General features: G+C 61.3%; 11 protein-coding genes. 4 read left to right on the forward strand and 7 right to left on the reverse strand.

Translation table 11 applies throughout. The features are described from left to right. Nucleotides 1-470: 470 nt before the first annotated feature. The 6 genes from M0954_RS03150 to M0954_RS03175 form a co-directional block, all read right to left on the reverse strand. Nucleotides 471-899 (reverse strand): aldo/keto reductase, encoded by a 429-nt coding sequence (locus M0954_RS03150; protein ID WP_297351592.1) that lies wholly within the window; start codon nt 897-899, stop codon nt 471-473. A 66-nt stretch (nt 900-965) separates the two neighbouring features. Then, nucleotides 966-1,616 (reverse strand): SRPBCC family protein, encoded by a 651-nt coding sequence (locus M0954_RS03155; RefSeq protein ID WP_297351594.1) that lies wholly within the window; start codon nt 1,614-1,616, stop codon nt 966-968. Between the two features lie 65 nt (nt 1,617-1,681). Next, nucleotides 1,682-1,879, reverse strand: a complete 198-nt coding sequence (locus tag M0954_RS03160) for an SDR family oxidoreductase (RefSeq protein ID WP_297351655.1) — start codon at nt 1,877-1,879, stop codon at nt 1,682-1,684. A 15-nt stretch (nt 1,880-1,894) separates the two neighbouring features. After that, nucleotides 1,895-2,557, reverse strand: a complete 663-nt coding sequence (locus M0954_RS03165; protein ID WP_297351596.1) for a type 1 glutamine amidotransferase domain-containing protein — start codon at nt 2,555-2,557, stop codon at nt 1,895-1,897. Nucleotides 2,558-2,600: 43 nt separating this feature from the next. Then, the gene (locus M0954_RS03170; protein WP_297351598.1) at nt 2,601-3,482 is read right to left on the reverse strand and encodes an NmrA family NAD(P)-binding protein; all 882 of its coding nucleotides are present in this window, start codon (nt 3,480-3,482) and stop codon (nt 2,601-2,603) included. A 182-nt stretch (nt 3,483-3,664) separates the two neighbouring features. Continuing rightward, complete coding sequence (locus tag M0954_RS03175) at nt 3,665-4,570, reverse strand: type 1 glutamine amidotransferase domain-containing protein (protein ID WP_297351600.1); 906 nt, start codon at nt 4,568-4,570, stop codon at nt 3,665-3,667. Between the two features lie 267 nt (nt 4,571-4,837). Between M0954_RS03175 and M0954_RS03180 the strand changes: the two genes are divergently transcribed. Next, the gene (locus M0954_RS03180) at nt 4,838-5,716 is read left to right on the forward strand and encodes a LysR family transcriptional regulator (RefSeq protein ID WP_297351602.1); all 879 of its coding nucleotides are present in this window, start codon (nt 4,838-4,840) and stop codon (nt 5,714-5,716) included. A 200-nt stretch (nt 5,717-5,916) separates the two neighbouring features. Here M0954_RS03180 and M0954_RS03185 read toward each other — a convergent pair whose 3' ends face one another. Further along, on the reverse strand, nt 5,917-7,407 hold the full coding sequence (locus M0954_RS03185; RefSeq protein ID WP_297351604.1) for a PLP-dependent aminotransferase family protein: 1,491 nt from the start codon (nt 7,405-7,407) through the stop codon (nt 5,917-5,919). A 115-nt stretch (nt 7,408-7,522) separates the two neighbouring features. Here M0954_RS03185 and M0954_RS03190 point away from each other — a divergent pair, with 115 nt between their 5' ends. The 3 genes from M0954_RS03190 to M0954_RS03200 all read left to right on the forward strand — a co-directional run bounded on the left by M0954_RS03190 (nt 7,523) and on the right by M0954_RS03200 (nt 12,196). Further along, nucleotides 7,523-8,812, forward strand: a complete 1,290-nt coding sequence (locus M0954_RS03190) for a 4-aminobutyrate--2-oxoglutarate transaminase (RefSeq protein ID WP_123386253.1) — start codon at nt 7,523-7,525, stop codon at nt 8,810-8,812. 92 nt (nt 8,813-8,904) lie between these two features. Then, the gene (gene gabD, locus M0954_RS03195) at nt 8,905-10,365 is read left to right on the forward strand and encodes an NADP-dependent succinate-semialdehyde dehydrogenase (RefSeq protein ID WP_297351606.1); all 1,461 of its coding nucleotides are present in this window, start codon (nt 8,905-8,907) and stop codon (nt 10,363-10,365) included. Nucleotides 10,366-10,825: 460 nt separating this feature from the next. Next, nucleotides 10,826-12,196, forward strand: coding sequence for an amidase (locus M0954_RS03200; RefSeq protein WP_221182725.1), 1,371 nt, complete (start codon nt 10,826-10,828; stop codon nt 12,194-12,196). Nucleotides 12,197-12,213 lie beyond the last annotated feature (17 nt).

The raw sequence follows: 12,213 nt of genomic DNA on the forward strand, positions 1-12,213 counted from the left end.
ATGCCCGGCTGCGGCGATGCCACCATTGCTTCTTCGGTGACCAGCTTGACGGGCGCCGCGGCATAGGCGGATGCCGTTCCAGCTGCACCAGAAATAAATGTAAGGATAACTGATGATGCAAGACAATATGAGAACTTCATTTACGTCTCCGTAAGCCGTTTTTCCGGCCGTCTTATTAGGATGGAGACGTCACTCTATCAAGACCTGAGACATCATGTAAGAAGGTACTAAAAACTGGGCATAGGTCGACCCACCGGCTTGAACCGCGGAGATGCCGTAGAAGGCCCGCACAACGACACGGATGGGTGTTTCCCAGGCAATTGACGCGCTGGCGGTTGCAAATGCTACCCCTGAGCAATTCAGAATTGCTAAAAACGTGTTGCGCCCGACCGACGGCGCGTCTCGTATTGCTGTCGAAGATTGACGATAGTCGATCATCGCGTGCGCTGCGATAAAAGAGCGCCGTTTCTTTATGGAATACCTTGAAATCGTGAGTGAGCCCGGAATGTCCGGGAAGCGTTGACTGGCGGAAGGCAGCCGATTCCAACTTTCGGTCGCAAAGCCGCGCTAGGTTTGGATCCCTCGCATGCCGCTCGGACATATTCGGGACGTCCGTTGACTGCGAGGGTCCCGTCGGCGGCGCGAGTCTGTCCGAACTTCGTCGCGATCAGGGCACGCGATCGCACATCCTTGAGCGCGCGACCCAAGAGCAGTTCATTGGCGCCATCTCCATACATGTCGGAAGTGTCGAAAAGTGTGACACCCAACTCCACCGCACGATGTAGGGTCTTGACCGATTCCTGGTCGTCACGGCCCGCGTAAAACGTCGACATGCCCATACAGCCGAGGCCGACCGCCGAGACGGCCGGACCATAACGGCCCAGTTTTCGCTGATTCATTGCAGCACATCCTCTCTGGATTGCAAAAGCAGTTTGCGCCTGCAGACCGGGACGGGCGATAACCCCTCAGCCTTCCGACAGCTTTTTCAGGCGCGTAATCCACAATTCATGTCCGTCGTGCAGGCCAGCCGGATTCGATTGACGGCTCGCTATCGCGCCGGGTCCTTTAGTGGCCTCTTCGGTCACGACGTGGCAGGACTGCGCGTCGGGTACGAGCAACCACGTGTGGTATGCCGCGACCTTCGGCCCATAGCCGAACCAGCCGAGCCTCGTTCCCGGCACGTATTCGGCAACGGTGCTGCGGATCTGAACGCCAAAGGTGTCCCATGTGAAATGCGTATGCGGCCCGAGCCGCGCCGCGCCGCCGGCGAACCTCACGTTGTGCGAATTGGGATACCACGACGGCCAGCGCGAAGCGTCGAGGAGATGGGCCCAAACCACGCTGCACGAAGCGTCGATATTGATCTCGTTGTGCGAGAACACGTCGGCATGTGCGGGGTCAGGCGTACCGGGCCAATGAATCTGGGCTGATCGCTGGGCCAGATCCTGATCAACCTGATCGGCGAAAGCCACCTGCATTAACGGCAGCGAGGAAACGGCCAACGCACCGGCAAAAAGAACGGCGTCGCGCGGCAGCGAACGGCGACCGCTCGCGCGCTGCGTTCCCGGTGTCACCACGCGACGAAAACGATCGATAAAACCCGGCGCAAAACGCATGATTCGCTCCTGCAATTTCCAGACATTGATTGATCGAAACTGCCGCGACGTTTCGCGGCAACTCATCAGACGGCAATCAGACCGCCGCCGTCCACGTGCAAGGTAGCGCCGGTCGTGAAGCCATTGCTCGATACGAACAGGATGGCGGCCGCGACGTCCTCGGGTGTGCCGACCCGGCCTACCGGCAAGCGGTGGCTCTGGCGCGCATACATCGCGTCACGCTCGGCCTGGTCCATCGCATCCCATAGCGGCGTAGCGACGATGCCCGGCGATTCCGCTCATTTCAGCAGCTCCAGCACGCGCTGCGCCGCGGAAACCGACGAGGCGGGGTTCTGCCCGGTCACCAGCGTACCGTCCACCACGACGTGGGGATGCCAGTCGGCGGCGCTCGTGTAGACGCCGCCAAGACGACGCATTTCGTCTTCGATCAGGAACGGCACGACGCCCGTGCCATGCGCCGCCGCTTCCTCGCTGTTGGAAAATCCAGTGACGCCGCGGCCATCGACGAACGGCTTGCCGTCGACTCCCGTCACGCCACGCAGCACCGCCACGCCATGGCAGACTGCTGCAACAGGGCGCCCCGCGCCGTTCATACGTTCGATTAGATCGATCGACGTCTCGTCATCGGCAAGGTCGAAGACCGGGCCAAGACCGCCGCTGTAAAACACAGCGTCATAATCGCTCCATGTAAGCGTCGCAAGTGCAACCGTATTGGCGAGCGCATGCTGCGTATCGACGTCCGCCAAAAAGCGTCGCGTCGCATCGGTCTGCGCGAAGTCCTCGAGACTTGCCGGATCGATGGGTGCAGCGCCCCCTTTCACGGAAGCGAGCGTGATATGAGCGCCCGCCTCCCGAAACGTGTAATACGGACCGGCCAGCTCTTCGAGCCAGGTGCCGGTCTGGCGGTCCGTGCCCGGAACCAGTCCGGTCGAACTAAGCATGATCAGAATGTTTCTCTCTTTTGACGGCAGCGATAAGCTGCGATTAATGTCGGGCCCGCCCAACGAGCTCGGCCAGGACGTTTTCGAGCGACGTTCCGCCCGGGGTCGTTTCACCAGCGGGGCGCTCGAACGAAATCCACCTGTCGTTGAAACCACGCAGCATTTCGGACATTGCACTCGCCGAGCCCTGCGTCAGGCCCCACGAAAGCCAGGTGTCAGTCCAATGGGTCTCGGGCAACACCTCTGCGCGCACCGCGCGCCCCAGTACCTTCGCGAAGGTCATCGCGACATCGTTCGGCGAATAGCGGCGCGGACCTTCCAGTTCGACGACACGTTGACCACTCCAGTCGGAACTCAGTGCGCTTGCGACGGCCGCGCCCACGTCGGCTGTGGCGACCATCGGAACCGGTGCGTCGAGCGGGGTCAGCATGCTCGGCAGCACGCCGGACTCGCTGACATGAGGGACAAGGCCCGCATAGTTCTCCATGAACCAGCCTGCGCGAATTGAAGTGACATTGGGCAGGCGTGCAAAGCGGCGTTCCATGGCGTGAAGCTTGAGGATGGCCCCGGTGCCGTGTGGACGATGCGCACCGATCGACGACAGCAGCACCACCCGTCGAGGGCCGGCTTTGCCCACAGCCTCATCCAGCGCGTCGAGTGAGCGCTCGTTCTCGGCAAACATGTTGTCGGCCGCAAACCACGTGGGTGTCATCAGATAGACGGCATCGGCGCCCGCAAAGGCTTCCGTCAACGCGTTCACGTCGTTGAGATCGCCAAGGAACGGCTGCCCGCCGCGCTTGCGCCAGATCTCGGCATGCGCCTCGCTTCGCACATACGCCCGTACGGTATGCCCATTCGCCAGCAGCCTCGCAGCGGCGGCGGAACCGACGTTCCCCGTCGCTCCGATTAACGTGTAAGTTCTCATTGATAATGCTCCAGTGTGTTGGGCCGCGTAGAGGTCCCGCGTGTCGACCATTCAACTACCAACGACGGCCTCAATAAAGGCGGCCCGGCTTGAAGGACTCTTTTGAATTGCTTGATAATGCAAAGCTCGTAGATATCTGACGTACGCTGACGCCAGCGCAATCAAAGCGTTCGCATCACCGCTCAATGAGCCGTCAGGGTACGTAATGTCAAATCAGCCAGTGCTGCGTCGGAAGCAGGGTTCTGCCCTGTGATTAGCTCGCGGTCCTGTATCACGTTCGGCGCCCATCCCGATACCGAAGACATCTTGCCCCCGGCTATCGTCAGTCCATCCTCGGGGGTGAAAAGCGGATCGGCATGAAACACGTTACTGGCTGCGATGGACTCCTCTTCGTTGCTGAAGACCGTCATCTGGTAGCCACGATAAGTCCAGCCCGAAGCGAGCCGCTTCGCCTTCGCGATGTTGTCGCTGCGCAGCGCCGCCTGATACGCGGGCGCATCATGTAGCGTGGAGAGCAGCGCTACCGGGCCGTGACACAGAAGCACCGTCGTGCGCTTGTGCCGATGAAAGTCACGCAGGATCGTGCCGAGATCACGGTCGGCCATCAGATCGATCATCGGCGCCGGTCCACCCGGAACGAAGACCGCTTTGTACTGACTCAGGTCCTGGCGCGCGACATCGCTTAACTTCAGCGGGTGGGCCAGGCCGGTCAGCGTGCCCTGATAGCGTTCCGCCTCCTCGAGCGCCTGCTGGCTGCCACCGAAATAGTCGGCAGACAGCGAAGTCTGATCGACAGCGGGCGTATTGCCTTCCGGGTTCGCGAATACCAGTTCATAACCGGCGTCGGCAAATTTACGCGCGGGTATCACGAGTTCATTGAGGTAATAACCCGTTGTAAAGCTTTTATCGCCCTTCAAGGGCAATTCCTGTTGGCTGGACAGGACGATCAGGATTTTTCCTTTCGACTGCTGTGCCGACGCAGCGAGCGAGTGAAACTGGGTCAGGCAAACAGCCAATACACAGAGCACCATTCGTTTGAATGAGTTCATGAGACTTCCTTTGATTTTTTGCGTGGACGCGCACGTCAAGGCTTCAGTTCGGGTCCGGCGAAGCACGACGTTCGGCTGATGGGTATTGGATTCGTTATCGAGGCACAGATAAAGACACCGGCACTAAACTCACTATTTTGCGACGCTTGATAATCACTCATGTCGTCCGGCGGATCTGGCGGCCCGGGCGGCGCGAGCAGCGGTTGCGCAAGGGCGGGAGTTCGTGGTCCAGGCATACCTGGCCAGTTTCGTCTAATTGTTACAATGTCTCCGGCCTTAAAAAAGACCATCACGCTGAGGGTGAGAATGGACCGACTGACCAGCATGGAAGTCTTCGTCACCGTGGTAGATCGCGGCAGCTTTACCGCGGCAGCAGAGATCATCGGCGCGTCGACCACCTCGATCACCAACCACATCCAGGCGTTGGAGCGCCGACTCGGCACGCGTCTGCTCAACCGCACGACGCGGCACCTCAGCGTCACGGAAATCGGTCAAGCGTTTTACGAGCAGTGCGTCGACATCCTCGGCAGGGTCAATGCAGCGGAGGTTGGGGCTCGCGAGATGCACGCCGTGCCGCGGGGCCGCCTGAAAATCAGCGCCCCCATTGCGCTAGGCTCGTATCTACTGTTTCCGGCGCTCAGTGCGTTTCTCAAGGCTTATCCGCAGGTCGAAATACAGCTGATGTTGAACGACCGTCTGGTCGATCTGGCCGATGAAGGATTCGACGTTGCATTCCGCTTCGGCGATCTGGCTGATAGCGGCCTCGTCGCGCGGCGACTGCGCAATCTTGGCCGTATGGTCTGTGCGGCGCCGGAGTATCTCGCGCTACATGGGACACCGAACGCACCGGAGGACCTGAGCGCACACAACTGCCTTGCATTCCACTACGTTCAACCGGAACGCGAGTGGCATTTCAGCCAGCCGACGCCGCACACGGTTCCCGTCTCGGGACAATTGTCCGTCAACAACGTGCAGGCCCTTCTCGCGGCGTGTTTGAACGGCATCGGCATTGCGATGCTGCCGGACTACGTTGCCGACGAATACATAGACGCAGGCCAGCTCGTACGGCTATTCCCGGAGCAGGACTTCTCTCGCGCGCCCTTGCAGTTGGTGTACCTGCCCGACCGGCAAATGACGCCAAAGTTGCGAAGCTTCGTCAACTTTGTGCTGGAACGTTTCTGCTGATGGCCGGCCGCACGAGACCTCAAAATAGGCGATATCGCTATGTCAGTCCACGGGATGATTCAAGCGCACCCGGCGCGTGCATTTGCGTATCGATGACACCCGGCGCGATCGCATTCACCTTGACGTTGCTCGCCGCACGCTTGAAGCGATCTTTGGCGGCCAATTAACGGCTAGGCAGCGACGTGATTCACACAGTAGGACTAGAGTATCGCGTCAATCGCATATGCGAGTTCGCTAAAGGCCGGCGCTATCTCTTCATCCGCCACGCACGCATAGCCGAGCAACAAACCCGACGGCGCCTGCGCCGGCCGCGCGTAATACCCGGACAACGGCCGCACGACAATATTACGCTCCAGCGCAGCAGCAGCCACCAGGCGATCATCGCTGCCTTCGGGCAGCTGGATCACCAGATGCAGGCCAGCATCGCCACCCACGGCCGGCAGCGCGTCTCCATAACGTTGCGTGGCGGCGTCGAGCAAAGCCTGGCGGCGCTGGCCGTAGAGCGTGCGCATCTTGCGAATATGCGATGTGAAATGCCCTTCGTTGATGAACTCCGCGAGGATCGCCTGCTGCAGCAACTGGCCCTCCCGATACAACTCGGCACTCGCGGTGCCAAAGCTCTCCGCCAACACGCCAGGCACGACCATATAGCCGATTCGCAAGCCCGGAAACAAGGTCTTGCCGAAGCTACCCACGTAAATCACCTGCTCCGACGTATCCAGGCCTTGCAGCGAAGCCAACGGCCGGCTGCCATAACGAAACTCACTGTCGTAATCGTCCTCGATGATCCAGCACCGGTTCTGCCGCGCGTACTCGAGCAGCATGCGGCGCCGCGCCAGGCTCATCACCGTGCCAAGCGGATATTGATGCGACGGCGTGACGAGCATCAGCTTCGGTGGCTGCGCAAGGTCGTCGGCGGAAGGATTGATGCCCTCGTCATCGACGGGTATCGGTCGCGATTGCAGGCCCGACACGTGCAAAACACTACGCACGCCCCAATAACACGGGTCTTCGGTCCAGATCACGTCGCCTGGATCGGACAGCAGGCGCACGGCCAGGTCGACGGATTGATGAATCCCTGTCGTGACGATGATCTGCTCCGGCGTGCAATGCACCGAACGCGACGCGCGCAGATAGTCGGCCAGCGCGTGGCGCAGCGAAGCCAGTCCACCGCCCGGTGCATACGTGAGCAGGTCGGGGCGCACGCTGCGCCAATACTTGTTGTGCAAACGGGTCCAGACGCGCGCCGGAAAGCGGGTGACATCCGGCACGCCAGGCATAAAGGCACCCCACTGACGTTTCGACACGCCCGCACCCGCGACCAGCCGCGCGCCGCGGACGGAAAGCGCCCGCCTTACCTGCGCAGGTGGCGCGGACTGTGTCGCGGGTGTTCCCACGTCGCGCACGCCGACGATCTCGTCCGGTGCGCTATCGGCAACAAAGGTGCCGCGCCCCGTGCCTGAGCTCACATACCCTTCGAGCGTCAATTGCTCGTACACCTGCGTGACGGTATTGCGCCCGATGCTTAACTCCTGCGCCAGCAGCCGCGAGGACGGCAGCTGGCTGCCCGCCGGCAAATCCCTCGACAGGATCGCCTGCTGCAGCAGGCGATGCAGCTGACGGTAGATCGGCTGGCCGTTGCCCCGTTCGAGGCGCTGCGCCAGCCAATCGGACAAAACGCTCGCGCTCATGATTGGCTCCTACATTCTTATAAAAATGGCTCTGAATATAAGAGCCAAACTTCATTATAGTGCTGCATGTGCTGCGCTGGATGCGCGGCCTCGACAAAAGCGAGGAGCAAGAGAAATGACCGCGAAGAACGCAGAACTGAAGGCCCGTAAAGATGCCGCCACACCGCGTGGTGTCGGCGTGATGTGTGATTTCTACGCGGAGCGTGCTGAAAACGCCGAGCTGTGGGACGTTGAGGGCCGCCGTTTTATCGACTTCGCCGCCGGTATCGCAGTGTGCAATACGGGTCACCGTCACCCGAAGATTCTGGCCGCGATCCGCGACCAGCTCGATCATTTCACGCACACCGCGTATCAGATCGTGCCGTACGCTTCGTACGTCGAACTGGCTGAGAAGATCAACGAATGCGCACCGGGCGACTACCCGAAAAAAACCGCCTTCTTCACGACCGGCGCTGAAGCCGTCGAAAACGCCATCAAGATTGCGCGCGCCGCAACTGGCCGCCCAGGCGTCATCGCGTTCACGGGTGGATTCCATGGTCGCACGCTGATGGGCATGGCGCTGACCGGAAAAGTCGCGCCGTACAAGATCGGATTCGGCCCGTTCCCGTCGGACGTCTTCCATGCGCCGTTTCCGAATCCGCTGCACGGCGTGACCACGGCGGATTCGCTCAAGCACATCGAGTACCTGTTCAAGGCCGACATTGATCCGAAGCGCGTAGCCGCCATCATCTTCGAACCGGTTCAAGGGGAAGGAGGTTTCTACCCCGCGCCGGCCGAGTTCGTGCGCGCACTGCGCAAACTGTGCAATGAGCACGGCATCCTGCTCATTGCCGATGAAGTGCAAACGGGCTTCGCTCGCACCGGCAAGCTGTTCGCAATGCATCACTATGACGTGGTGCCCGACCTGATGACGATCGCCAAGAGCCTCGCTGGCGGCATGCCGCTGTCGGGCGTGGTAGGCCGCGCCGACGTGATGGACGCAGCGGCGCCAGGGGGTCTCGGCGGGACGTATGCGGGCAACCCACTGGCGGTGGCCGCGGCACATGCCGTGCTCGACATCATCCACGAAGAGAAGCTCTGTGAACGCGCCACGGCTCTGGGCGAGCGCATCAAGGAGAAGCTGACCGCGCTGCGAGTTGAAGTGCCACAGATCGCCGATGTGCGCGGCCCCGGCGGCATGGTTGCAGTCGAGTTCTGCAAGGCAGGCGAATCGGAGCCGGATGTGGACTTCACGAAGCGCGTGCAGACACGCGCGCTCGAACGCGGACTGTTGCTGCTTGTGTGCGGTGTCTATTCGAACGTGGTGCGCTTCCTGTTTCCGCTCACGATTCAGGACGCCGTGTTCGACGAAGCCATGGTGATTCTCGAAGAAGCGATCAAGGACAGCGTGGCTGTCGCCGCATAACGTTTTGACCTGCGCCCGCGTTGCACGATGTGCAGCACGGGGTGCAGAGCGAATCGAATCATCGAACTCGAAGCGCCTGGCGCAGAACACACATGACCACGTTGACCTTGAACGACCCAACTCTCCTGAAGACCCACGCCTTCATCGCAGGCGAATGGCAAGGCGCCGATGACGACGCCACCTTCGAAGTCCGCAATCCCGCCACTGGCGAAACGATTGCCACGGTGCCGCGAATGGGCACGGCGGAAACGCGCCGCGCCATTGACACCGCCAACGCGGCCTGGCCGGCATGGCGTGCCACCACCGCAAAACATCGCGCCACGATCCTGCGCAAATGGCATGATCTCATGCTGGAAAACGCCGACGATCTGGCGAAGATCCTGACCAACGAGCAAGGCAAACCGCTCGCCGAAGCCAAGGGTGAGATCCAGTACGCGGCGTCGTTTCTCGAGTGGTTCGCCGAAGAAGGCAAGCGCGTCTACGGCGATACCATTCCCACGCCCGCCGGCGACAAACGGATTGTCGTGACGAAGGAGCCGATCGGCGTTTGCGCGGCGATCACACCGTGGAATTTCCCCGCGGCGATGATCACGCGCAAGGTCGGCCCGGCGCTGGCCGCAGGTTGTCCGATCATCGTCAAGCCGGCTGAGGCAACGCCGCTGTCCGCGCTCGCGCTGGCCGTGCTGGCCGAGCGCGCGGGGGTGCCGCGCGGCGTATTCAGCGTCGTGACCGGCGAGCCGAAGACGATCGGCGCGGAACTGACCGGCAATCCGGTCGTGCGCAAGCTGTCGTTCACCGGCTCAACACCCGTCGGCCGCCTGCTAATGGCACAGTGCGCGCCGACCGTGAAGAAGGTGTCGCTAGAACTGGGCGGCAATGCACCGTTCATCGTCTTCGACGACGCGGATCTGGACGCGGCTGTCGCCGGCGCTATTGCCTCGAAATACCGTAATAGCGGCCAGACCTGCGTTTGCACGAACCGCTTCTATGTTCACGGCAAGGTCTACGACGCATTCGCCGAAAAGCTACGCGTCGCCGTCGAGCAACTGAAGATAGGCCGCGGCACGGAAGATGGTGTGACGCAAGGTCCGCTGATCAACGAGGCGGCCGTGCTAAAGGTCGAGTCGCATATTGAAGACGCGCTCGCCAAAGGCGCACGCATCGTGACTGGCGGCAAGCGTCACGCGCTGGGTCACGGATTCTTCGAGCCGACCGTGCTCGCGGATGTCACCCCCTCCATGAAGGTTGCACGCGACGAAACCTTCGGGCCGCTCGCGCCGCTGTTCCGCTTCTCGTCGGATGAAGAAGTAATTCGCATGGCGAACGATACGGAGTTCGGCCTCGCGTCGTATTTCTATAGCCGAGATATCGGTCGCGTCTGGCGCGTCGCCGAGGCGCTGGAATACGGCATGATCGGCATCAACACCGGTCTGATCTCAAACGAAGTCGCGCCATTCGGCGGCATCAAGCAATCGGGTCTGGGCCGCGAAGGCTCCCACTATGGAATCGACGACTACGTGGTCATCAAGTACATGTGCGTCGGCGGGATCTAAATACAGTAAGACATCGGGGCCTAAGCAAGCGCTCCTGCAAGCTGATTGCGTGCTGCAGTATCGTACCTGCGAATGCGGACTTGTTATGGAACACCGCGAAAGGCTCTCCGGTGTTGGCGCACCTTTCATCCTACGTGATGATCGTAGTTTCCATAAATCATGATGACGCAGTCTAAGCTTGCGAGCAGCAAGAATGGGGCTACGGATTTCCGATAGCGGTTATCGTTTCCGCTATGACTAGTCCATTTGACGGGGCTTCGACGGCTTTTAGCCGGCCGCCCGGTCAACTCCGGTGAACTGCAACTCATAGCTCCCCGCACATTCACCCACTTTGCTCTCCCTCCCTCTCCCGCAGCAAATCGAGATCAGGGTAACCCCTTATATCGCGTCTCTTTTTGTACCCGTCCAATATAAACGTATATTGTTGACGACGTACATTTAAGCCGTTTTCGGACCGGACATGACAGCGATGCAAGCAGATTTCCCAACAGCTCTGAGCCTTGCCCAGGACTACGCCAGCGGTCGGCTAGACCCGCTCGAGGTAGTCACGCGTGCACTCGATAACGCCGCACTCGAGCCAGGCGCCTTTATCACGATGACGCCGCAACGCGCGCTCACCGAAGCGGCGCAATCCACCGAACGCTGGAAACGTGGCGCGCCGCTGAGCCCGCTCGACGGTGTGCCGGTCGCGTGGAAAGACCTGTTCGACGTTGCGGGCACTGTCACGACCGCCGCCTCGGCGGTATTGGCGGCACGAGCCAACGCGCACGCCGCAATCGCTGACGCGCCGCTTGTCGCGAGCGCGGCCCGCGCAGGCATGATCTGCGTCGGCAAAACCAATCTGTCGGAGTTCGCATACTCTGGACTCGGGCTCAATCCGCATTTCGGCACGCCGGTGAATCGCGCGCTCGACGGCGGCGCGCGTGTGCCGGGCGGCTCGTCGTCCGGCGCAGCGGTGGCGGTCGCGGCCGGCGTTGTGCCGCTCGCAATCGGTACGGACACCGGCGGTTCGGTGCGCGTGCCCGCTGCGTTCAACGGCGTCGTCGGTTATCGCGCGAGCACGGCACGCTATCCCAAGGACGGCATGACACCGCTGTCCCGCACGCTCGACACCTCAGGCCCGCTCGCCCGTACAGTCGCAGATTGCATTGCGTTCGACGCCGTGGTTCGCGGCGTCACAACGCCTGCGCCGTATCTGCCGATCAGTCTCAAAGGCCAGCGTTTCGTTGTCGATCCGTCGTTCAGCGACCGTTATTCAGCCAGCGGACCGGTCCTCGCGAATCTGCGCGCTGTCGTTGAACGGCTTCGCGATGCAGGCGCTCAGGTCGACTCGCGTCGTTTCGCAACGCTCGATCAGCTACACGAATTGATCCGCTCACATGGCTGGCTCGGCGGTCTCGAAGCCTTCGATCTGTATCGCGATCTGCTCGATTCGCCAGACGCCGAACGCATCGATCAACGGGTGCGCACACGTCTCGAAGCAAGCCGTCACGTTCCCGCCGAGCGCCGTGCGTTTCTGCGCGAACAGCGTCTCGCGATGATCACAGCGTTCCGCGACGAACTCGCCGACGCGACGCTGATCGCCCCGACCGTGCCGCACGTCGCGCCGCTGCGCGCGCCGCTCGAAGCCGATCCCGAGCTTTTCGCGCGCGTCAATCTGCAAACGCTCTCGATGACGATGCCTGGCAGCTTTCTCGATATGCCCGCCGTCGCGATGCCGTCCGGCATCGATAGCGACGGCTTGCCCACCAGCGTGCAACTGCTGCGCGCCCAGAACGACGACGACGCGTTGCTGCGCATCGCCGTTTCCGTCGAATACCACGCATTCTGAAATTCGGAAATAAGGAG

The organism is Paraburkholderia sp., assembly GCF_026225065.1.
GTDB lineage: Bacteria > Pseudomonadota > Gammaproteobacteria > Burkholderiales > Burkholderiaceae > Paraburkholderia.